The organism is Kitasatospora sp. NPDC057500 (assembly GCF_042802195.1).
GTDB lineage: Bacteria > Actinomycetota > Actinomycetes > Streptomycetales > Streptomycetaceae > Kitasatospora.
The window spans coordinates 1-22,882 of sequence record NZ_JBHVER010000092.1 but is presented as its reverse complement, the minus strand read 5'-3'; the positions used below and the strand labels follow the sequence as shown (position 1 = coordinate 22,882).

The following is a 22,882-nucleotide window of genomic DNA, read 5'->3' as shown; positions in this document are numbered from 1 at the left end:
CCGCACGCCGCTGGGGGCGTGCGGGCCGCGGGGTTCAGCTAGCCGCGCTTCACTCGGAAGCGGCCTCGGCGTTCTCCTCGCCCTCGATGACCGGGATCAGCGAGAGCTTGCCGCGCGGGTCGATCTCGGCGATCTCGACCTGCACCTTGGCGCCGACGCCGAGGACGTCCTCGACGTTCTCCACGCGCTTGCCGCCGGCGAGCTTGCGGATCTGCGAGATGTGCAGCAGACCGTCCTTGCCCGGCATGAGCGAGACGAAGGCACCGAAGGTCGTGGTCTTGACCACGGTGCCCAGGTAGCGCTCGCCGACCTCCGGCATGGTCGGGTTGGCGATCTGGTTGATCGTGGTGCGGGCGGCCTCGGCGGCCGGGCCGTCGGCGGCACCGATGTAGATGGTGCCGTCGTCCTCGATCGTGATCTCGGCGCCGGTGTCCTCCTGGATCTGGTTGATCATCTTGCCCTTGGGGCCGATGACCTCGCCGATCTTGTCCACCGGGATCTTGATGGTGATGATGCGCGGCGCGTTCGGGGACATCTCGTCCGGGGAGTCGATGGCCTCGTTCATCACGTCGAGGATGTGCAGGCGGGCGTCGCGGGCCTGCTTCAGCGCGGCGGCGAGCACCGACGCCGGGATGCCGTTGAGCTTGGTGTCCAGCTGCAGGGCGGTGATGAAGTTGCGGGTACCGGCGACCTTGAAGTCCATGTCGCCGTACGCGTCCTCGGCGCCGAGGATGTCGGTGAGGGTCACGAAGTGGGTCTCACCGTCGATCTCCTGGGAGATCAGGCCCATGGCGATGCCGGCGACGGCGGCCTTCAGCGGCACACCGGCGTTCAGCAGCGACATGGTGGAGGCGCAGACCGAGCCCATCGAGGTGGAGCCGTTGGAGCCGAGCGCCTCGGAGACCTGGCGGATGGCGTACGGGAACTCCTCGCGGGTCGGCAGGACCGGGAGGATGGCCCGCTCGGCCAGCGCGCCGTGGCCGATCTCGCGGCGCTTCGGCGAACCGACGCGGCCGGTCTCGCCGACCGAGTACGGCGGGAAGTTGTAGTTGTGCATGTAGCGGCGGCGGGTCTCCGGGGAGAGCGTGTCCAGCTGCTGCTCCATGCGGAGCATGTTCAGCGTGGTGACACCCAGGATCTGGGTCTCGCCGCGCTCGAACAGGGCCGAGCCGTGCACCCGCGGGATGGCCTCGACCTCGGCGGCCAGGGTGCGGATGTCGGTGACGCCGCGGCCGTCGATGCGGACCTTGTCCTTGATGACGCGCTCGCGGACGATCTTCTTGGTCAGCGCGTTGTAGGCGGCGCTGATCTCCTTCTCGCGGCCCTCGAACTCGGGCAGCAGCTTCTCGGCGGCCAGCGCCTTGACGCGGTCCAGCTCGTTGTTGCGCTCCTGCTTGCCCGGGATGGTGAGGGCCTGGGCCAGCTCGTCCTTGACGGCGGCGGTCAGCGCGGCGAGCACGTCGTCCTGGTAGTCCAGGAAGACCGGGAACTCGCCGGTCGGCTTGGCGGCCTGGGCGGCCAGCTGCGACTGCGCGGCGCACAGCACCTTGATGAACGGCTTGGCGGCCTCCAGGCCGGCCGCGACGACCTCCTCGGTCGGCGCGTCGGCGCCGCCCTCGACCAGCTTGATGGTCTTGTCGGTGGCCTCGGCCTCGACCATCATGATCGCGACGTCGCCGTCCGGCAGGACGCGGCCGGCCACGACCATGTCGAAGACGGCCGACTCCAGCTCGCTGTGGGTCGGGAAGGCGACCCACTGGCCGTTGATCAGCGCGACGCGCACGCCGCCGATCGGGCCGGAGAACGGCAGGCCGGCCAGCTGGGTGGAGGCGGAGGCGGCGTTGATGGCCACCACGTCGTACAGGTGGTCCGGGTTCAGCGCCATCACGGTGACGACGACCTGGATCTCGTTGCGCAGGCCCTTGACGAAGGACGGGCGCAGCGGGCGGTCGATCAGGCGGCAGGTGAGGATCGCGTCCTCGGAGGGCCGGCCCTCACGACGGAAGAACGAGCCGGGGATGCGGCCGGCGGCGTACATCCGCTCCTCGACGTCCACGGTCAGCGGGAAGAAGTCGAAGTGCTCCTTCGGCTGCTTGGACGCGCTGGTGGCCGACAGCACCATGGTGTCGTCGTCCAGGTAGGCGACGGCGGAGCCGGCGGCCTGACGGGCCAGGCGGCCGGTCTCGAAGCGGATGGTGCGGGTGCCGAAGGAACCGTTGTCGATCACGGCCTCGGCGTAGAACACGTTCTCTTCCACCTGGAAGATCTCCTCTTTCGTACGTCTCCGGGAGAGCGTCCCCGCGCATCGCCTGCGTGTTGACCCTGGACGGTCGGGCCGGTCTTCGATCGAAGCCTCCGGTGCACCCCGCTTCGATGGGCGGGGCCTCCGGCGGCCACTACCGAGGACCGGCGCCTCTCGGCCGGCCGGGTCCGGACGGGGCGGTCCGCGTCTGGACGCTCTCTCGGATGCGGGCGGCTTCCGTTTGAAGCCTTCGTCCCGCGGGGGGTTGGGTTCTGCTGCCTGAGTGGCGCGCTTGCGGCGCCATCACCCGGCATGCCCACAACCCTACGGTGCAATCCTCGGCCACCTGGGGAGGTGCGCGCGAGTTGTTATGCCCGGTTGTCGCGTTCGGGCGCCCCGGTGGACGCCCCGGCCGTACCGCCGCGGCATACGCGCGAGGGGCGGCTCCCCGGTGTGGGGAGCCGCCCCGAGCGGCGTTCTCAGCGGGCGCCGCCGGCGGCACCGCGGCGGATGCCCAGGCGGTCGACGAGCGTACGGAAGCGCTCGATGTCCTTCTTGGCCAGGTACTGCAGCAGGCGGCGGCGCTGGCCGACCAGGATCAGCAGGCCGCGGCGCGAGTGGTGGTCGTGCTTGTGCGACTTGAGGTGCTCGGTCAGGTCCGAGATGCGGCGGGAGAGCATGGCCACCTGGACCTCGGGGGAGCCGGTGTCGCCCTCCTTCTGGCCGAACTCGGCGATGATCTGCTTCTTGACGTCAGAGGCGAGAGCCACTGCAACTCCTTACGAGGTGATACCGAGCGGTCCTGGTCTACGGCACAGGACTCTGGGAGAACTCGGTGTCGTGACGGGCGCGGCCGCCGGTCCTCGCCCCACCCGGGGGCGGACACACGGCTGCGCTCGAGGGCCAAGCGTACCAGTGCCGCATTGCACCGGTGCCAGGTGGCCCCGGCGCACGGGTCAGCCGGTGGCGCCGCGGACCAGCCGGTAGACGTCGAGCACGGCCAGCACCAGCGGGACCAGCGACATCAGGGTGAGGCTGTCGACCAGGTCCAGCACCCGCCCCCAGAACGGGGAGACGCCGAGCCGGGGCACCACCAGGGCGATCGCGGTGAGCACCGCGGCGCCGAAGGCGATCGAGGCGGTCAGCCAGACGGTGCGCAGGTCGGCGCCGGTGGAGCCGATGCCGGCCCGGAGCACGAACTGCGGGGTGTGCAGGGAGAGGCCGACGATCAGCAGCGACAGTCCGAGCAGGCCGGCGATGGTCAGGCTGAAGACCTGCGCGCTGTAGCGGAACAGCCGGGCGCGGAGCATGGTGGCGAGGCCGAGGAGCAGGGCGAGCAGTTCGGGGAGGGTCTCGTCGGTGAAGCCGAGCACCGCGCAGGCGCCGACGATCACCGCGGCGCAGCCGCCGACCAGGCCGACCAGCACCTCGTGGCCGCGGCGGGCCTGGTGGGCGATCCGCTCGTACTGGACGAGTTCGGCGCGGGCGGCCTCCTCGTCGTGGTCGCGGCCGCGGGCGCGGGTCTGGCCGGGGGCGCTGTAGCCGACGGGCAGCCGGGCGAACCGGGCGGACAGGCCGGGCAGGAAGCCGATCGCGGCGACGGCGGCGACGCCGGTGACGGCGGCGATGTGGTCGGCCGGGGTCCCGGGCAGCAGGACGGCGGCGAAGGTGGCGAGCGCGCCGGCCGCGGCCAGGAAGGCGGCGGCGACGAACAGCGAGTCCTTCTCGGGCAGCAGGCCGACCAGCAGGACGGCGACCACCAGCACGGCGACGCAGCCGGTGAGGAACTGGAGCCGGCCGGGGCCGTCCAGCGGGCCGCCGGTGGGGGCGAGCAGGCCGCTGCCGGCGATCAGGGCGTGCGGCAGGGCGCCGAGGCCGAGCGCGAGTCCGGCCCAGGCGTCCCGGTAGACCCGGGCGCGGACGCCGGCGAAGGCGGTGAGCACGACGGCGACGACGCCGGAGAGCACGCCGGGAAGGCCGTGCATGTCGTGGCGCAGGTCGGCGAACCAGAGGGCGAAGCCGAGCAGGGTGAGCAGCACGCCGGTGCCGATGAGGCCGAAGGCACGCATCAGCTCGGGGCCCCAGAACCGGCGGTCGCTCTCACCGGCGGTGGCGATCGCGTCGGCGACGTCGTCGTAGACGGCGGGCGGCAGCGACTCGGCGAACGGGCGCAGGCTGAGCAGGTCGCCGTCGCGCACCTGCTGGGCGGCGAGCGAGCGGCCCCCGTCGAGCACGGTGCCGTCGCGGCGGACCAGGTGGAACCCGGTGGGCACGCCGTCGGGCTGGGTCTGGCCGGAGAGCCGCAGCACCTCGGGGTAGACGTCCGCGAGCGGCACGTCCTCGGGCAGGGCGACGTCGATCCGGCTGTCCGGGGCGACGACGGTGACCCGGCAGAAGCCGGTGGTGGCGGGCGTCGTCATGCCCGTACCTCGTTCGCTCGACGCACTGGGCGCTCCCCCTTGATGACGGTGCCGCGGTACGGCGGCTGGTCGGTCTGGCCGTCGCGCCGGCCCGGGCCGGGCGGAACCGGCCCGGCGGGGCCACGAGTTGGCGCGGCGTTACCCTACCCGCTCGGTTCGTGTCCGGCCCCGTGGAGGGCGGGCGGGGCCGCCGGGCCGGGGCCCCAGTAGGATCGGCCCCTGCGCAAGGCGGCGGGGGCGGCGCGCACCTCCCCCGGTGCCTGCGGTCGGCGGAGCGGGGGCGGCGTCACACGGGGCGCCCTCACCCGTACGTATCCAGTGGCGTGAGGGCTGATGCCGTGGTGATCGAGCGAAGCGTTCGTGGTCGGAGGGTGGGGCGCGCATGGGCGTGATCACCGTCAAGCGGCCGCCCCGGGCCTATCCGCCCGCGGTGCCGGACGAGCCGGTGGAGCTGGTCGCCCCGCCCGAGCTGCCCCGGTCGGGCGGCGAGGACTGGGTGATGAGCGTCCTTCCGATGCTCGGCATGGGCGGATCGGCGGTGTTCTTCTTCGCCCCGGGCGCCCAGGCCCCGATGAAGATCATGGGCGGTCTGATGATCGTCTCGACGGTCGGCATGGCGCTCGCACAGATCGTCCGGGCCCGCAAGGGCGGCTCCTCGGCCACCGCGGACGAGCGGCGCGACTACCTCAAGTACCTCCAGCAGATGCGCCGCCAGGTGCGCCGCACCGCCGAGCGCCAGCGCGGCGCGCAGCTCTTCCTGAACCCCGAGCCCGACCAGCTCTGGTCGATCGTCGCGGACGGCCGACGGCTGTGGGAACGGCGCTCCGGGGACGCCGACTTCGCGCAGATCCGGGTCGGCCGCGGGCCGGTGCAGCTGTCCACCCCGCTGGTCGCGCCGCAGACCGCGCCGATGGACGAGCTGGAGCCGCTGTCGGCGGCCGCGATGCAGACCTTCCTGAAGGCCCACGGCACCTTGCAGGACCTGCCGTTGGCGATCTCGCTGCGCGCCTTCTACCACATCACGGTCTGCGGGGACCCGGACACCGTCTACGGCAACGTCCGGGCGATGATCGCCCAACTGACCACCCTGCACTCGCCGGACGACCTGCTGATCACGGTGGCGGCCGCGCCCGGCGCGGTGGACGAGTGGGAGTGGACCAAGTGGCTCCCGCACAACCAGCACCGCAAGGAGAGCGACGGCGCCGGTTCGCGCCGGCTGATCGCCTCCGGCCTCGGCGAGCTGGAGCTGCTGCTCCAGGACGAACTGGCCGGCCGTCAGCGGTTCGTCCGGGACGCCTCGCCGGCGCCCGACCAGCCGCACATCGTCGTCGTGATGGACGGCGCCTCGGTGCCGCACGACTCGCTGCTGGCCGGCGCGGAGGGCGTGCACGGGGTGACCATCGTCGAGGTGGTCCCCGGTGACCTGGACGAGCCGACCGGGCACCTGGTCGTCACGGTCTCGCCGGACGAGCTGGTGCTGCGCTCGGCCTCCGGCGCCACCTACTCCGGCGCCCCGGACACCCTCAGCGCCTGGCAGTCCGAGGCGCTGGCCCGGCAGCTGGCGCCGTACCGGGCCTCGGCCGGCGGCGACGACGAACCGCTGCTGTCCAACCTGGACTTCACCGACCTGATGAACTCCGGGGACCCGGGCTCCTTCGACGTGGCGCGCAGCTGGCGGCAGCGGGCGCAGCACGAGCGGCTGCGGGTGCCGATCGGTGTCGGGGCCGGCGGCGAGCACGTGTACCTGGACATCAAGGAGGCCGCGCTGGAGGGCATGGGCCCGCACGGCCTGTGCGTCGGCGCGACCGGCTCCGGCAAGTCCGAGCTGCTGCGCACCCTGGTGCTGGGGCTGGCGATGACGCACTCCTCGGAGACGCTGAACTTCGTGCTCGCCGACTTCAAGGGCGGCGCGACCTTCGCGGGCATGGCGGACATGCCGCACACCTCCGCGGTGATCACCAACCTGGAGGGGCAGCTCACCCTGGTCGACCGCATGCGGGACGCCATCGAGGGCGAGCTCAACCGGCGCCAGGAGCTGCTGCACCGGGCCGGCAACTACGCGAACATCCACGAGTACGAGCGGGCCCGGGCGGCCGGCGCGGCGCTGGACCCGCTGCCGTCGCTGGTGCTGATCATCGACGAGTTCTCCGAACTCCTCACCGCCAAGCCCGACTTCATCGACATGTTCATCCAGATCGGCCGGATCGGCCGGTCCCTCGGGGTACACCTGCTGCTGGCCTCGCAGCGCCTGGAGGAGGGCAAGCTGCGCGGTCTGGACACCTATCTCTCCTACCGGATCGGTCTGCGCACCTTCTCGGCGGCCGAGTCGCGGGCGGCGATCGGCGTCCCGGACGCCTACCACCTGCCGCCGGTGCCGGGCGTCGGCTACCTGAAGTTCGGCACCGACGTGATGGAGCGGTTCAAGGCGGCGTACGTCTCGGGCCCGTACCGGGCGCCGGGGCAGCAGCGGTCGACCGGCGGCCGGCTGGTGACCGCGCGGCCGGTGCGGTTCACCGCGGCCGAGGTGCCGGTGACCGAGCCGCTGGTGCAGGAGGTCGAGCCGATCGCCGAGGAGCCGGACGACGCCCTGGCGGACACCGTGCTGGACGTGTTCGTGCAGCGGATGGCGGGCCAGGGCCCGGCCGCGCACCAGGTGTGGCTGCCGCCGCTGGACGCGCCGCCGAGCGTGGACCAGCTGCTGCCGCCGCTCCAGGCGACCGTCGAGCGCGGGCTGACCGCGCCGCAGTACGGGGCGCTGGGCCGGCTGCGGGTGCCGGTCGGCATCGTCGACAAGCCGCGCGACCAGAAGCGCGACATCCTCGACCACGACTACTCGGGGGCGGCCGGCCACGGCCTGGTGGTGGGCGGTCCGCTCTCCGGCAAGTCGACGGTGATCCGCACCACGGTGACCTCCTTCGCGCTCACCCACACCCCGCTGGAGGTGCAGTTCTACCTGCTGGACTTCGGCGGCGGCGGCTTCCAGTCGCTCCAGGGCCTGCCGCAGGTCGGCGGGGTGGCCGGGCGGCTGGACGCCGAGAAGGTGCGCCGGATGGTCTCCGAGGTGCACGGCGTGCTGAACCGGCGCGAGGAGCTGTTCCGCGCCACCGGGCTCGACTCGATCGCCACCTACCGGGCCCGCCGGGCCTCCGGCGCGCTGCCGGACGAGCAGTTCGGCGACGTCTTCCTGGTGATCGACGGCTGGAACACCTTCAAGCAGGAGTTCGAGGCGCTGGAGCCGGTGATCGGCGACATCGCCCAGCGGGGCCTGGGCTACGGCGTCCACCTGATCGTCACCGCGGCCCGGTACGCGGAGGTCCGCCCGGCGCTCAAGGACCTCCTGCAGAACCGGACCGAGCTGAAGCTCGGCGACTCCATGGAGTCCGAGGTGGACCGCCGGGTGGCGCAGAACGTGCCGGCCGTCCCGGGGCGCGGTGTCACCCCGGACCGGCTGCACTTCCTCACCGGCCTGCCCCGGCTGGACGGCTCCGGCTCGGCGGAGGACCTCCAGGACGGCGTTGCCGGGCTGGTCTCGGCGGTCGCCGGGGCGTGGACGGGCCCGCGCGCGCCGCAGGTGCGGATGCTGCCGGCGGTGCTGGACGGGCACTCGCTGCCGAAGGGCTTCGAGCAGCCGGAGCGGGGCGTCGCGTTCGGCGTGGACGAGGCGGAGCTGGCGCCGGCCTTCGTCAACTTCGAGACCGACCCGCTGTTCATCGTGTTCGGCGACACCGAGTCCGGGAAGTCCGCGCTGCTGCGGATGCTGGTCAAGCAGATCACCGAGCGGTACACCCCGGACCAGGCCGGCATCGTGGTCGGCGACTACCGGCGCGCGCTGCTCGGCGTCGTCCCGCCGGAGTACCTGGTGGAGTACGCCGCCGCGCAGCCGGCCATGTCGAGCGTGGTCGAGATGCTGCGCGGGGCCTGCGCGCGCCGGCTGCCCGGGCCGGACGTGACCGCCGAGCAGCTGCGCAACCGCAGCTGGTACAGCGGCAAGGACATGTTCGTGGTGGTCGACGACTACGAGCTGGTGGCGACCTCCTCGGGCAACCCGCTGGCGGCGCTCGCGGAGTTCCTGCCGTTCGCGCGGGACATCGGCCTGCGGGTGATCGTCGCGCGCAGCGCGGGCGGCGCCGGGCGCTCGCTGTACGAGCCGTTCATGCAGCGGATGCGCGAGCTGGGCGGCCAGGGCGTGCTGCTCTCCGGCAACCGGGACGAGGGCCCGCTGCTGGCCAACGTCAAGCCGCAGGCGCTGCCGCCGGGCCGGGGCGTGTTCGTCTCGCGCCGGGTGACCAGCGGGCAGATGGTGCAGACGGGCTGGCTGCCGGCCCAGTAGCCGTCGGCTTCTCGTCACGGAGCGTGTTCGAAGGGGTCGGGTCCTCGGATCCGGCCCCTTCCGCCGTCCCGGGTGCCGAAACGTTACCTAGATCTTTCCGGCGGAGGGCTGCGGTTCCCGTACCCGGCCCGGGGATTGACGGGCGGCGCAGAGGTGTCCGGCCGACCTGCCCCCGCATCCGGGCGGCACCTTTGAATGGGTGCTTGCAACACTGCGTTCACCTTGGATTCAAGCGCGATGTAGCGAAAGTAACAAGTCGGACATGCATAGTGATGACGATTAGTGATCATTGGATCGCATGTTTATGCGCTGCCCGGCAACGGATTCCGAAGCCCTTCGGCGATTGACTCGATCGATCCGGCCAAGGTTCCATGGCGGCCCGGGAGCGACAGGACCAGAAACCGAGCCAGTCAGCCAGCGGAGGCGATACCGCTCCCTCTCCAGGACCAGCACAGAGCCGATCGGATGCCTCATGACCGACACGCTTCGCCCGCCCGCCACCGCGGCCCCCGCCGCGGCCGTCGCAGGCGCGCCCGACGCCCAGAAGACGCTCAAGCGCTCGATCGGTGTCGTCGGCGGCACGCTGCTGACGCTGTCCTGCGTCACCCCGGCCTCCACGCTCTTCGTGATCGTCCCCGAGCTGTTCTCCAGCATCGGCAGCGCCACCGCGCTGGCCATCGCGATCGGCTCGATCCTCTGCATCGCCGTCGCGTTCTGCTACTCCGAGCTCGGCACCCTGATCCCCAGCGCCGGCGGCGAGTACGCGATGGTCGGCACCCTGGCCGGACGGCTGGCCGGCTGGCTGGTGTTCGTGCTCTCGCTGATCGTGGTGATGATCGTCCCCTCGGTCATCGCCCTCGGCACCGCCGACTACCTCGCGCCCGTGCTGCACGTCGACAAGCCGCTGGCCGGCGCCGCGGTGATGCTCGCCGCCACCCTGGCCGGCCTGCTGGACCTGCGCGCCAACGCCTGGATCACCGGCATCTTCCTGGTGCTGGAGGTCATCGCGGCCGGCGTGGTCTCGGTGCTCGGCTTCGCCCACGCCAACGGCGACGCGCCCAGCATGCTGCACGGCGTGGTCACCGGCGAGGACGGCGTCACCACCACGGTGAGCATCGGCGCGATCATCGGCGCCCTCGGCATCGCGCTCTTCATCACCCAGGGCTTCTCCACCGCCGTCTACCTCTCCGAGGAGCTGGAGAACCCGCGCCGCAACGTCTCCCGCACCGTGCTGTGGACGCTGGGCATCTCCGCCGCGATCCTGCTCGTCCCGGTCGCCGCCATCACCATGGGCGCCCCCGACCTGGCGACGCTGAGCTCCGGTGACATCTCCGGCATGGTCACCGCCTGGAGCAACTCCGCGGTCGGCACCTTCATCAGCCTCTGCGTCGCGCTGGCCATCATCAACGCCGGCATCGTCATGGTCATCCAGAACTCCCGGGTGCTGTTCGCCTCGGCCCGCGACAAGGCCTGGCCCGGCCCGGTCAACAAGGCCTTCGGCACCCTCGGCCGGTTCGGCTCCCCCTGGGTCGCCACCCTGGCCGTCGGCCTGCCTGGTGCCGCGCTCTGCTACGTCGAGGGCGAGCTGCTCAGCGAGATCACCGGCGTCGCCGTCACCGGGATGTACCTGCTGGTCGCGATCGCCGCGCTGCTCTCCCGCCGCAGGCACCACAAGCACGCCGCCGCCTGGCGGATGCCGCTGTGGCCGGCCGTGCCGGTGGTGCTGATCGTGGTGCTCGGCTACGTCATCACCCAGCTGGACACCGTGCCGCTGCTGTGGACCGGCGGGATCACCGCCGTCGCCACCCTCTACTGGCTGTTCTACCTGCGCCCCCGCCAGGCCACCCACTGGGTGATCAGCCTCCCCGAGGACCAGCAGGGCTGATCCCCCTCCCCGAGAACCCCGCCCCTCCCCCACACGGCAGTGCCCCGGGCTCCCCCTGGCCCGGGGCACTGCCGCGTCCGCGGGCTACTTCTTGAGCTTCCACCGCGGACTGGTCGCGATCATCTTCATCTGGTCGACGGTGAGCGCCGGGACGGCGCGGGACGCCGCGTCGTTCGGTCCGCCGCTGTTGTAGGCGCCGACCGCCACCCGCAGGCCGTCCGGGCGCAGGGTGTCGACCACCCACCTCGTCGGGTTGCCCGGCACCTTGCGGACGATGACCCTGGTGCCGTCGGGGAGCGTCTCGCCGCCCGCGAACTGCGCCTTGGCTTCGCGGGTACGACTCCAGTCCTCGACGTTGAGCTCCACCATCGACCTGCCCTTGCCGTCGTCCACCACGAAGTTGGCGTAGCCCTCGCTGCCGTCGGTCTCGGCCTGCTTGAGGCCCGCCGGGAGCAGCTTCGCGGCGGTCTCCAGGATCTCCTGCCCGGTGAACGGCGTGCTCCGGGCGCTCGGCGTCGGCGAGCCCGGCTCCGGCGTCGGCGGGCCCGGCTCCGGCAGGGCGGCGATCACCCGGTCCCAGGACTTGTCGGTGACGACCGCCTTGAGCTGCTCGGGGGTCAGCGGCGGGGTGGGCCGGGTGACCGGCTTGCCCTTCTGCGCCTCCGCGTTCCACTCGCTCAGCTCGATCAGCCGGCCGTCCTCGCCGGTCAGCCGGGCGGACCACCACTTGGTGTCGGCCCGGCCGTCCGGGTACTCGTAGCCCTGGAAGAGGGTCAGCGCGCCGCCGTCCGGCAGCGGCGTGGAGGTGCAGGCGTCGTAGCGGACGATCTTGCGGTCGGGGCAGTCGGTGTCCGCCCGCCTCGGGTCGTCCTCGGCGGTCCTGGTGAACGAGATCATGATCCAGGCCTTGCCGTTGCCGTCGTCGAGGACGAGTTGGGCACCGGTCACCCCGCCCGGCCCGCCGGCGGTGTCGGTGCCGGACCCGTCGGCCCCGCTGACCTGTCCCTGAGGCAGCAGCGCCCTGAAGGTGGCGAGCACCTCGTCGCCGCTGACCCCGGCGACGCCCGAGGGGGTGGCGGAGACGGTCGGCGAGGAGCCGGGGGTGAGCGAGGCGGAGCCCGCGGTGGTGGCCCCGCCGCCCGCCGGGGTCAGCCCGGACGCGGCCGGGGAACCGTCGGTGAGGTAGAAGGCGCCGGTGCCCACCAGCGCCAGTGCGGCCGCGCCGCCCACCACGGCGGCGGCCGACCGGCGGCGCCAGCGGCGGCGGCCGCGGGCCAGCCCGCCGGCCGCCAGCCCCTCCGGCCCCTGGGGGCGGAAGCCGTCGCCGGCCCGGGTCATGGCGTGGAGCAGGTCATCCTCGAAGCTGTCGGGTGCGGACATGCGTGATCACCGATTCCTTCGGTCACGGAACGGGGCCGGTGGCGGCCCCGTGGAGGCGGTCGGGTCGTGCCGTCAGCGGGCGGCGAGCTCGGCCAGCGAGTCCCCGAGCCGCGCGCGCAGCCGCGCCAGCGCCCGGGAGGTCCGGGTGCGGACCGCGCCCGAGGACAGCCGCAGCGCCTCGGCGGTCTCCTCGACGCTGCGGTCCTCCCAGTAGCGCAGCACCAGCACGGCCCGGTCCTGGACGGACAGCCCGCCGAGCGCGTCGAGCAGGGTGAGCCGCAGCGCCCCGTCCTGCTCCCGGCCCACGGCGTCGGGCAGCCGGTCGGTGGGTCGCTCGTCGCTGGAGCGGCGGCGCTTCTGGGCCAGGAAGACGCGCACCATCACGGTGTGCGCGTAGGCGGCGGGGTTGTCGATCCGGTGCCGCCCGCCGGTCCAGGCCTTGCGGCGCCACAGCACGTACATCCGGCCGAGCGCCTCCTGGACGAGGTCCTCGGCCCGGTGGGTGTCACCGCCGGTGAGCAGGCAGGCCGAACGGTAGAGCCGTCCGGTGTGCCCCGACACGAGTTCCAGGAACTCCGTGTCCTTCGTCTCGCGTCCGGCCCTGATCCGCCCCATCCCCCACGACCCTCCCGCTCACCGCTGTTGACACTTCTTCGATGCGGTGAGCGGCAGCGGATGTTACAGCCGGCCGGAAGTTCCTCCCGGCGCCCGCCGGGGGCGCCTACCGGGGCCGGCGGCGGTGGTCGCGGAGCACCACTCCGCCACCGATCAGCAGTGCGACCAGCAGGGCGCCGATGCCCAGCACGTAGGTCGCGGTGCGGCCGTCGCGGTCGGCCTGGGTCTCGCCGAGGCCGAGCGGGCGCGGCACGATCGGGGCGGAGGCCAGCTGGACGGGCGGGTCCTCCACCGGGCGCTCGGCCGGTGCGGCGGGCGCGGTGGTCACCGCCTTCACCGGGTCGACCACGCCCCAGCCGATGTACTCGTTCGCCTTGTGGTCGGTGCGCTGCGCGGTCTGCTCGATCCAGGCCCGCACCTGGCTGGGCTTCCAGTCCTGGTGCCCGCCGACCAGCAGCGCCGCGAGACCGGCCACGTACGGGGCGGCGAAGCTGGTGCCGTTGTCCACGCACTGCCCGCCGCGCGGGACGGTGGAGAGCATGTCGACCCCGGGGGCCGCGACGTCCACGAAGTCGCCGTACTGGGAGAAGTAGGTGCGCTCGTTGTTGCGGTCGGAGGCGCCGACGGCGAGCACCGTGGGGAACGCCGCCGGGTAGGTGTCGCCCTTCTTCCCGTCGTTGCCGGAGGAGGCGACCACCACCACGCCCCGCTTCTCGGCGTTGTCGATCGCGGCCTTCAGCTCCTCGTAGCCGACGAACCGGGTGTCGCCCGCGCCGCGCACGTCCTGCGAGATGTTGACGACCTTGGCACCCTGCTGCACGGCCGAGTCGATGGCCGCGACCAGCGAGTGCACATCGCCGTTGCCCTCGGCGTCGTTCTGCCGGATCGACAGGATGGTGGCGCCCGGGGCGATCCCGACGAAACCGGTCTGCTCGCTGCGGGAGGCCGCGATGATGCCGGCCACCTTGGTGCCGTGGCCGACCCGGTCGTCCTTGCCGCCGCCCTCGACCGGCTTGCCCTCCTTGTCCTTGAGCAGCGAACCGCCGTCGAGGACCTTGCCGGCGAGCTGCGGGTTCTGGTCGTCCACCCCGGTGTCGATGACCGCGACCAGCACCCCGGCACCGGTGACCGCGCCGCCCTGCCAGAGCTCGTCCAGCACCATCCGCTGGAGCGACCACGGCACGGCCTGCACGTTCTGGGCGTTCCGGCCGCAGTCCCCCGCGGCCGAGATGCCCGGTCCGTCCGCCGCCGCCGGCACCGTCAACGGCCCGCCGAGCAGCGCGAACGCGACCGCCGCCGCGGCCGCCGTCCGGTACCTGACCACCGGCACCCTGCCACCCCTCATGTCGTCACCTGGTTGCACGCTCGCGCGCCAAAGGCGGGCACCCGCGAGGGGGCACCCGCCCTTCGGCGCGCCGGGTCCGGCGGTGAGCCGTCAGCCGGTCCAGAGGGTGGCGTTGCGGTTCTCGGTGTTGCGGTAGCTCTCGGCCGCACTGTCCAGCGACTTGGCGATCTGCTCCAGCACCTGCTGGAGGTGGGCGGCGCGCTGGTCCCACTTGGCCTGGTGGCCCTGGTAGCCCTGCTGGGCGGCGCCCTCCCAGCTCGCGGCGATCTTGGTGACGCCGGACTTCAGCTCCTCCAGCTGCTGCTGGATGGTCTTGGCGGTCCGACGGACCTCCGAGCTGGCGTTCTTGATGGTCTCGAAGTTGACCAGAATGTGGTCGGCCACGATGTCTCCTAGTCGAGGCTGCGAGGCACCCCGTCACCCGGGGTGCGCGTCGCGGGGTGAACGGACGGGGCCGGGGGTCAGACGCCGGCGGCGGCGGACCCGAAGATCGCCTGCTGGTCGGCGTCCGCCTGCGAGTACTTCTGGGTCGTGAGCTCGATCGCGTCCTTGATGGCGCGCAGCGACTTGTTCAACTCCTGGGCGTCCGTGTTGAACTGGCCCTGGAGGTTGGTGTACGCCTGCGCGGCCTGGCCCTGCCAACCACCGGTGATCGAACCCACCAGGTTGTTGAGACCGTTGATCTCGGTGTTGATCTTGTTGATGACCTCGTCCATGTGCTTGGCGAACGCCAGCATCTCCTGAGCGGTCGTCTTGAACTGACCCATGCTCCACCGTCCCCCATGAGACAGACCTCGTGGCCGGGGTTCGTTTCCGGCCCCCGGGCATCACCGGTGTGATGTCCTGCAGCACTGTAGTCGGCACACGCAGCTCACCCAACACCGGGCGACGGGCAGTTACCAAGCCATGACATCGAGGCCAATTCCTTTGCGCCGCGCGGACCGAGGCCACTCGCGCGTTCGAGCGCAGGTCAGGCGTTCTGCTGCTGCGCCGCGCTCTTCGCGTTCAGCGCCGGACCGGCCGGCACCAGGTTCGACCACTGCTGCGGCACCAGCGCCGGCTGAAGCCCCTGGTAGCCCAGCCGGGCCTGGTTGCCGCCGGCCTCCTCGGGCTGCGGCGGACCGGACGGCGTCGCGGGCTGCGCGGAGGGGGTCTTCGGCGCCGCGCCCTGGCCGGCCCCCGGCTGGGCCGGCGCGGTGGTCTGGCCGCCCTTGCCGCCCTCACTGCTGGCCGGGACCGCGTAGCGCAGCCCGGTCTCGGTGATCAGGAAGTCGCTGCCGGAACCCTCCGCGGCGTTGTCCAGCGCGCGGTAGAACAGGCCGTGACCCGGCGTCACGTGCGCGGTGGCCGCGCCGTTGCTGTAGCGCACCGGGTAGTCGGGACCGGCCCAGACGCTGCGCCGGGGCGTCCGGCCGTCCTCCGCCACCCCTTCGAAGGTGCTGCAGACCACCGGGCGGGCGTCCTTCTGAGCCTTCCAGTTGTTCGCCGGCGCGCCCGTGCCGACCGGCCAGTCGGCGGCGCCCTCGGCCATCAGCGGCACATTGCTGTTGACGGCGGCGTGCTCGGCCGGGGTCAGGTCGTCGACCCGCGGGGTCCGGTTGGCGTCCTGGTTGTACAGCGGCTGCAACTGCGGGTTCTGCCGGATGAGTTCCGCCTGGAACGGAGTGATCAGCAGCAGCCTGTCCTTGCCCACCACGTAGTGCTTGTCGCCGAACTTGACCAGCCGGCCGATCTTGCGGTCCTCCGGGTTCTGCAGCGGCACCGAGGAGTTGGCCGCCTTGGTGTCCGGGACCAGCCCCTCGATCCTCGGGAAGACGATGTCGCTGCCCGGCGCCAGGGTCTCCAGCCAGTCCTTCTTCACCTTCTGCGGAGTGGCGGTCGGCCCGAAGATCGCACCCATCAGCTGGGTGCGGGTGGCGTCCGAGTCCTCCGGGGCGCCGATCGCGTGCCGGCGGCCCCTGTCGTCCACCAGGAACACCCTCAGCTTCCCCTGGCCCGCGGCCTGGCCCCCGGCGGCGACCTGCGGGTCGTCCGCCTGCTGCACCAGCAGCGCCTGGCCGACGTCCAGCTTCCGGTCCTTCGCGCCGAGCGCCTCGGCGTCCGCGCCGCCCGCCACGAACACCGCCTGGTCGACGGTGCTCCCCTGCTCGTCGCCCGGGCGGTCGCAGACCGACCACTTCATCGGCCGGCTCGCGTTCGCCTTGCTCGGCAGCTTGTCCGGCGCGTACGGGATGCCGATCGTCGGACCGTGGTTGGGGTAGCGGTCCAGCACGCCGTCGTCGACCACCACGACCTTGGAGTCCACCGGCAGCACCAGCCGCGCCGAGGCCATGTTCAGCACCTGGTGCAGCCGCTTGGTCTTCCCGTCCGGGTCGGTCAGCACCACGTACCGGGTGGTGCTCTGCTTGCCCTGGACGATGAACTTGCCGTCGTCCCAGCCCACCGGGGCGCTCGGCTTGAACACCCCCCAGAGGCCGAAGCCGCCGACCACCAGCGCGCCCACTATGACGCTCGGCAGCACCGCCTTGACCGGCCGCGGCGCGTCCTCGTCGCTCCCCCCGCCACCGGGCAGCAGGAACGCCGCGACCGTGCGCTTGCGGGCGAAGGTATAGGCGTTCAGCTCGTCGCGGCGCGATGCCATCCTCGTCGTCTCCCCTGTCGGACCGTCCTGCCCCGTGTCCCGCACCCCCCGGGCGAGAACGTGCTCGAACCCTCTACGATGCGGCAGCAGACGGTGAGTACGGTACGGGTACGGTTCACGCACCGGCCAGCCGGGCCGCGACAACCGAACCAGAGAGGGGCACTCGGGGGATGCCAAGCCAGACCGCTCCAGGGCGCCGGAGCACGGCACGGGGCAGTGGTTCACGCCGCTCCGCACGACGCGGGCGGACCGACACCGGCGGCGCCGGCGCCCCCGTCCCGATCCGCGTCCACCCCCGGCCCGGGCTGCTCGGCAGGCGGCTGAGGCTCCAGCAGCTGGTACTGATCGAGGTCGCCGCAGCGCTGGTCGCGGTCGGCTGGACGATCAGCCGGCCGGTCGCCGCCGGCTTCGGCGCCGTCTCCCTCGTGCTGCTGGTGCTCGCGGTCGTACCACTGCGCGGACGCACCATCCCCGAGGCACTGCGGGTGCGCGCCGCGCTCAAGGCCCGCCGCAGGCGCGCCCGGACGCACCTCCCGCCGACCGGCACCGACCCGGCGCTCGCCCCCGCCCTGGAACTCGAACCCGCCCTGCGCACCTGCACCCACGCCACCGAGACCGACTTCGGCGGCCGACCGGTGCGCCGGGAGACCGGCATGGTCGGCGACGGCACCTTCCTCACCGCCGTCCTGCTCGTCCAGGCCAAGGACCTGCCGCTGCGCCCGGCCCGCACCGCCCGGCCGCTGCCGCTGGACGTGCTCTGCTCCGCGCTGCGGGTCGACGACATCACCCTGGAGTCGGTCCAGCTCGTCCAGCACACCCAGCCGGCACCCGCGCCGCACCTGCCCGAGCAGTCGCTGGCCGCCCGCGCCTACCGGGAACTCGCGGACGGCACCGCCACCCCCGCGCTGCGGCTCACCTGGGTCGCGCTCAAGCTCGACCCGGAACGGGCGGCCACCGCGGTGCGCGCCCGCGGCGGCGGCGAGCCGGGCGCCCGCAAGGCGCTCCAGCGGGTCACCGACCAGCTGGCCGGCCGGTTGAACGGCGCCGGCTTCAACGTCACCGTGCTCGACGAACGCGAGCTGATCGCCGCCCTCGCCATCTCCAGCTGCGTCAACCCGCTGGCCACGGCGGGCCGTCAGGGCACCGGAAGCGGCGGCGGCAGCGGGCGGCGCACCCAGGAGACCAACCGGTTCTGGCGGGTCGACGACCGCTGGCACAGCACCTACTGGGTCTCCCGCTGGCCGCAGCTCGGCCGCCCCGGCGGCGCCCCCGGCCGGATCGCCGTCCCGGACCTGGTCAACCTGGTCACCGGCGCGCCCGCGCTGGCCAGCACCTTCAGCCTGACGGCCGGTCACGGCACCGGCGGCTCGGTGGCGCTCAGCGGACACGTCCGGGTGACCGGGCGCAGCGAGAGCGAGGCCGTCGAGCTCGGCCGGCAGGTGGAGGCGCGGGCCCAGAGCACCGGGCTCGGCCTGGCCCGGCTCGACCTGGAGCAGGCCCCCGGCGTCCTCGCCACGCTGCCTCTGGGAGGTGCTTCCTGATGGCCTACCAGACCCGCCCCGCCACCGCCCCGCAGAACGGCGCGGAGCCGCAGCCGCGGGCCCGGCCCCGGCTGCTGCCCGGCTTCGGGCTGCGCGGCCCGCGCCGGGAGAAGCACGTGCTGACCCTCGCCGAGCTGGACGCGCTGTCCTTCCCGGTCGGCGACGACGGCGTACTGATCGGCGAGGACGTGCACCAGTCGCGCCCCGCCGTGCTCGGCCTGTTCCGGCCCAGCGCGCACGAACTGGTGCTGGTCGGCGGCCTCTGGACCGCGCAGGTCATCGCGCTGCGGGCGGCCGCCACCGGCGCGCGGATCGCCGTCGAGACCGCCCGCGCCCATCTGTGGGGCCCGATGGCGCAGGCCGCGGGCGGCGGGCAGCCGTGCGTGACGGTCCACCAGCCCGGGCGGCTCGGACCGCAGGGCGCCTCGGTCGGGTCACCGGTGCTCGTGGTGCGCGACCTCGGCGCCCGCCCGCCGCGCAGCCGGCTCTCCGCCACACCCTGGCAGACCGTGCTGACGCTGGTACCGCACCTGGGGCCGAACGCCGTCCGGGTGCTCAACTCCGCCGACCTGGTCGGGGTGCAGCGGGTGATGCCGGAGGAGGCCGAGCTGATCGGCCGGGTGCTCTCGCTCGGAGCGGGCGAGGTGGCCGCGCTGCCTTCGCTGTCTGACGACCTGACGCTGTGGACGACCCGGATGAACCGTCAGTACGTCCGGATCGTGGCCGGGCAGGCGGAACAGCAGGTCCTGGGCGGTCCGCGCCGCCTCGACTGACCCGCGGGGGCCCGGTCGCGGGCCGTGCGCGGCCCGTCCTCGGCCCGTCCGGAGTTGCGGCACCGCCTTCAGCCGGAGGTGGCCCACGGCCTAGGCTGTGAGACGGCAACGGCACCGCGGACGTGCGGCGGCGAACACGAGGGAGCCTAGGTGAGCAGCGATCGGGACGGCGTCTACGTCGGCGACAATGCGGCAGAGGACGACGACGACTGGTCCGACGCGCCCGACTACACTCCCCCGTCCTGGTACGTGCAGACGGACGCCGCGGCTGCTCCGGCGCCGGCGGCGGGAGAGGCCGCACCGGGTGCGCAGGTGACGCCGCCTCCGGGCGGGGCGTCCGCTCCGGGGGCCACGCCGGTCCCGGCTCCTGCCCCGGCGACGGCGGCGGCGCCCGTTCCCGCGTCTGCGCCTGCGCCCGCGCCCGCGCCCGCGCCCGCCGTGGTGCCGCCGGCCGTTGCCGAACAGGCCCAGGCTCCCGCCCCGGTGGCGCAGCCGCAGCCTCAGCCGCCGGTCCAGCCGCAGCCGGTGGAGACCGCCGCGCCCGTGCCCGCCCCGGCACCCGTTCCCGGTGTCCCCGGAGGGGCGCCGCACACACCGGCCGATGCCTCCGCCGTACCGCCGGCCGGACCGGCCGCGCACGGCGTCCCGGCACCGGAGCCCGTCCCGGCGCCCGGTCCGTTCCCCGCCCCGACCGCCGAAGCCGCACCCGTTTCGGCCCCTGCCCCCGCGCCCGGACCCGGACCCGGACCCGCCGCGGGTTACAGCTGGCCGCCGGCCGACCCCTCGGCGCCCCAGCCGCAGCCGTACCCGGGGACGCCGGGCCAGCCGCAGCCCTACCCCCAGGACCCGGCCGCCTGGGCCGCCGCCCACCAGGCGCCGCAGGCCCAGCCCGGCCAGCCCCAGCCCGGCCAGTCCGCGCCGCCCGCCGCCGACCCGCGCGCGGGCGGCTGGCCGCAGCCCAACGCCTACCAGCAGCCCGCGCAGCCCCAGCCCGGCGCCCCGCAGTGGGGCGGTCAGCAGCCGGCCGCGCCCGCCGCCTTCCAGCAGGCCGGCGCCCCGCAGCAGACCGCGCACGGCGCGCCGCTCGGCTACACCGCCGCCGTCGAGCTGTCCTCGGACCGGCTGCTGCGCAGCCAGCCGAAGCAGCAGCGCCAGCAGCCGCGCTTCCAGTTCGGCGGCAAGGCTGCGGCCGCCGAGAAGGCCCGCAAGCTGGAGATCATCCGCACCCCGGTGCTCAGCTGCTACCGGATCGCGGTGATCAGCCTCAAGGGCGGCGTCGGCAAGACCACGACCACCACCGCCCTCGGCGCGACACTGGCCAGCGAACGCCAGGACAAGGTGATCGCGATCGACGCCAACCCGGACGCCGGCACCCTCGGCCGCCGGGTCAAGCGGCAGACCGGCGCCACCATCCGCGACCTGGTGACGGCCATCCCGCACCTGCGCAGCTACATGGACATCCGTCAGTTCACCTCGCAGGACCTGCACTCGGGCCTGGAGATCCTGGCGAACGACGTCGACCCGGCCGTGTCGACCACCTTCAACGACTCGGACTACCGCCAGGTCATCGAGGTGCTGGGCCGCCAGTACCCGATCATCCTGACCGACTCCGGCACCGGCCTGCTCTACAGCGCGATGCGCGGGGTGCTGGACCTCGCCGACCAGCTGATCATCGTCTCCACGCCCAGCGTGGACGGCGCCTCGTCCGCCTCCACCACCCTGGACTGGCTCTCCGCGCACGGCTACGCCGACCTGGTGCAGCGGTCCATCACGGTGGTCTCCGGGGTCCGCGAGACGGCCAAGATGATCAAGGTCGAGGACATCGTCGCGCACTTCCAGACCCGCTGCCGGGGCGTGGTCGTGGTGCCGTTCGACGAGAGCCTGGCGGCCGGCGCCGAGGTCAACCTCGACATGATGCGGCCCAAGGTCCGCGAGGCCTACTTCGACCTGGCCACCCTGGTCGGCGAGGACATCATCCGGGCCCAGCAGGCCGCCGCCCAGCAGGCGAGCTGGCAGCAGCCCCACCAGCAGGCGGCCCAGCCGCAGCCCCCGGCGCCGAACTACGGGCAGCCGCAGACCGGTCCGCAGCCCCAGCCGCCGTACGGCCAGCCGTACCCGTACGGCTACCCGCAGCAGCCCGGCCATCCCGGTGCCCAGCCCGCGCCGGGCGCGCCGTGGACCCAGCAGCCCGGGCAGACCCCGCCGCCCCCGCCCGGGTACGGCTACCCGCCGCAGCAGGGCGCCCAGCCCGCCGCCCCGGCGCCGGCCCCGGCCCCGGAGTGGCAGCAGCCGCCCGCCCCGCCGGCCCCCGGGTACGGCTACGCCCAGCCGCCCGAGGAGGGCCACCAGCCGCCGCCCGGCTACGGCTACCCGCCGCCCGCCCCGCCGCAGCAGTAGCAGTAGCGAGCCGCCCGCAGCAGCGGACACCGAGGGCCCGCCGACCTTCCCGGTCGACGGGCCCTCGCGCCGTCCGCGGGGGTGCCGGGTCAGCCGGCCTCGGTCAGCTCGCGGGCGCGCTTCACGTCGTCGGCCATCCGGTCCAGCAGCGCCTCGATGGAGTCGAACTTCTCCATCCCGCGCAGGTAGACCAGGAACTCCACCGCCACGTGCAGCCCGTAGAGGTCCAGGCCGACCCGGTCGATGGCGTACGCCTCGACGGTGCGCGCGGTGCCGTCGAAGGTCGGGTTGGTGCCCACCGAGATCGCGGCCGGCATCCGCTCGCCATCGGCCGTCAGCCAGCCCGCGTACACGCCGTCCGCCGGGATCGCGCTGTGCGGCACGGTCTCCACGTTGGCGGTCGGGTAGCCCAGTTCGCGGCCTCGCTGCGCACCGCGCACCACCACGCCCTCCACCCGGTGCGGGCGGCCCAGCACCTCCGCCGCCCCGGCCACGTCGCCGGACCCGACCAGCCGGCGGGTCAGCGTCGACGAGAACGGCTCGCCGTCCCCCGCCGCGCCGCGCACCTGGAGGTCGACCACCTCGACGCCGCAGTCCGCGGCCCGGCCCAGCTCGGCCAGCAGCGCGACGTCGCCCGCCGCGCGGTGGCCGAAGCGGAAGTTCGGCCCCTCGACGACCAGGCAGGCGTGCAGCGCGTCCACCAGCACCTGCCGGAAGAACTCCTCCGGCGACTCCTTGGAGAACTCGGTGGTGAACGGGAGCACCAGCACGGCGTCCACGCCCAGCTCCTCGATGAGCTCCGCCCGGCGCGGCTGCGGGGCGAGCAGCGGCGGGTGGCTGCCCGGGCGGACCACCTCGCTCGGGTGCGGGTCGAACGTGACCACCACCGAGCGGACACCCCGCTCACGGGCGCGCTCGACCACCCGGTTGATGATCAGCTGGTGTCCGCGGTGCACCCCGTCGAACGAGCCGATGGTGACGACGCTGCGTCCCCAGTCATCGGGGATCTCCTCCAGGCCACGCCAGCGCTGCACCCGACCGCTCCTTGTTCCCTACGGCGCGTACCGTCCGTACGCTCAAACGCTCAAAACCCGAACCCCTATAGCGTGCCATGCGCCTGTCCCGAGTTCGGCACCGGAAGGCAGGTTGGGCGCGCGGCCGGGTGCCGGGGCCCGCCGGCGGGCGTCCGCGGCCTCCCGGGAGCGCCCGCGCGCTCGGCCTCCGCCGCCGCGTACTGCGGGTCCCGGCCGGCCGCCACCAGGGCGCGCAGCCGGTCCAGCCGCGGCCCGACCGGGCGGGCCGGGCGCTCGTCC

Annotated in this window: 15 protein-coding genes and 1 pseudogene; 5 read left to right on the top strand and 11 right to left on the bottom strand. The window is 73.5% G+C overall.

Translation table 11 applies throughout. From position 1 onward, the window contains the following. Positions 1-49: 49 nt before the first annotated feature. From ACFU74_RS20515 to eccD, 3 genes are all read right to left on the bottom strand, one after another. The gene (locus ACFU74_RS20515) at positions 50-2,257 is read right to left on the bottom strand and encodes a polyribonucleotide nucleotidyltransferase (protein ID WP_380758651.1); all 2,208 of its coding nucleotides are present in this window, start codon (positions 2,255-2,257) and stop codon (positions 50-52) included. Between the two features lie 464 nt (positions 2,258-2,721). Then, a complete protein-coding gene (gene rpsO / locus ACFU74_RS20510; RefSeq protein ID WP_209416808.1) occupies positions 2,722-3,012 on the bottom strand; it encodes a 30S ribosomal protein S15 in 291 nt (96 codons plus the stop codon). 186 nt (positions 3,013-3,198) lie between these two features. Next, on the bottom strand, positions 3,199-4,662 hold the full coding sequence (eccD, locus tag ACFU74_RS20505) for a type VII secretion integral membrane protein EccD (RefSeq protein ID WP_380758649.1): 1,464 nt from the start codon (positions 4,660-4,662) through the stop codon (positions 3,199-3,201). Between the two features lie 382 nt (positions 4,663-5,044). Between eccD and eccCa the strand changes: the two genes are divergently transcribed. Both eccCa and ACFU74_RS20495 read left to right on the top strand, forming a co-directional pair. Further along, positions 5,045-8,992, top strand: a complete 3,948-nt coding sequence (gene eccCa, locus ACFU74_RS20500) for a type VII secretion protein EccCa (RefSeq protein WP_380758647.1) — start codon at positions 5,045-5,047, stop codon at positions 8,990-8,992. A 472-nt stretch (positions 8,993-9,464) separates the two neighbouring features. Further along, the gene (locus tag ACFU74_RS20495) at positions 9,465-10,877 is read left to right on the top strand and encodes an APC family permease (protein ID WP_380758645.1); all 1,413 of its coding nucleotides are present in this window, start codon (positions 9,465-9,467) and stop codon (positions 10,875-10,877) included. Positions 10,878-10,961: 84 nt separating this feature from the next. On the opposite strand, the gene ACFU74_RS20490 is transcribed toward ACFU74_RS20495, so the two are convergent. The 6 genes from ACFU74_RS20490 to ACFU74_RS20465 form a co-directional block, all read right to left on the bottom strand. Beyond that, entirely contained in the window at positions 10,962-12,257 is a 1,296-nt protein-coding gene (locus ACFU74_RS20490; protein ID WP_380758643.1) for a hypothetical protein, read from the bottom strand. 72 nt (positions 12,258-12,329) lie between these two features. Continuing rightward, the gene (locus ACFU74_RS20485; protein ID WP_380758641.1) at positions 12,330-12,872 is read right to left on the bottom strand and encodes a SigE family RNA polymerase sigma factor; all 543 of its coding nucleotides are present in this window, start codon (positions 12,870-12,872) and stop codon (positions 12,330-12,332) included. Between the two features lie 106 nt (positions 12,873-12,978). Further along, entirely contained in the window at positions 12,979-14,217 is a 1,239-nt protein-coding gene (mycP, locus tag ACFU74_RS20480) for a type VII secretion-associated serine protease mycosin (protein WP_380758639.1), read from the bottom strand. A gap of 90 nt (positions 14,218-14,307) precedes the next feature. Further along, a complete protein-coding gene (locus ACFU74_RS20475; RefSeq protein WP_380758637.1) occupies positions 14,308-14,601 on the bottom strand; it encodes a WXG100 family type VII secretion target in 294 nt (97 codons plus the stop codon). A 77-nt stretch (positions 14,602-14,678) separates the two neighbouring features. After that, a complete protein-coding gene (locus ACFU74_RS20470; protein WP_380758635.1) occupies positions 14,679-14,984 on the bottom strand; it encodes a WXG100 family type VII secretion target in 306 nt (101 codons plus the stop codon). 203 nt (positions 14,985-15,187) lie between these two features. Then, a complete protein-coding gene (locus tag ACFU74_RS20465; RefSeq protein WP_380758633.1) occupies positions 15,188-16,858 on the bottom strand; it encodes a type VII secretion protein EccB in 1,671 nt (556 codons plus the stop codon). Positions 16,859-17,028: 170 nt separating this feature from the next. Between ACFU74_RS20465 and eccE the strand changes: the two genes are divergently transcribed. The 3 genes from eccE to ACFU74_RS20450 all read left to right on the top strand — a co-directional run bounded on the left by eccE (position 17,029) and on the right by ACFU74_RS20450 (position 21,569). Continuing rightward, a complete protein-coding gene (gene eccE / locus ACFU74_RS20460) occupies positions 17,029-18,399 on the top strand; it encodes a type VII secretion protein EccE (RefSeq protein ID WP_380758631.1) in 1,371 nt (456 codons plus the stop codon). Next, on the top strand, positions 18,399-19,172 hold the full coding sequence (locus ACFU74_RS20455) for a hypothetical protein (RefSeq protein ID WP_380758629.1): 774 nt from the start codon (positions 18,399-18,401) through the stop codon (positions 19,170-19,172). The genes eccE and ACFU74_RS20455 overlap by 1 nt, the downstream gene beginning before the upstream one ends. Positions 19,173-19,322: 150 nt before the next feature. Beyond that, positions 19,323-21,569, top strand: a complete 2,247-nt coding sequence (locus ACFU74_RS20450; protein ID WP_380758627.1) for a MinD/ParA family protein — start codon at positions 19,323-19,325, stop codon at positions 21,567-21,569. An 89-nt stretch (positions 21,570-21,658) separates the two neighbouring features. Here ACFU74_RS20450 and ACFU74_RS20445 read toward each other — a convergent pair whose 3' ends face one another. Both ACFU74_RS20445 and ACFU74_RS20440 read right to left on the bottom strand, forming a co-directional pair. Then, positions 21,659-22,603, bottom strand: coding sequence for a bifunctional riboflavin kinase/FAD synthetase (locus tag ACFU74_RS20445; protein ID WP_380758625.1), 945 nt, complete (start codon positions 22,601-22,603; stop codon positions 21,659-21,661). 65 nt (positions 22,604-22,668) lie between these two features. Then, positions 22,669-22,882: pseudogene (locus ACFU74_RS20440) on the bottom strand (hypothetical protein); the annotation flags it as partial.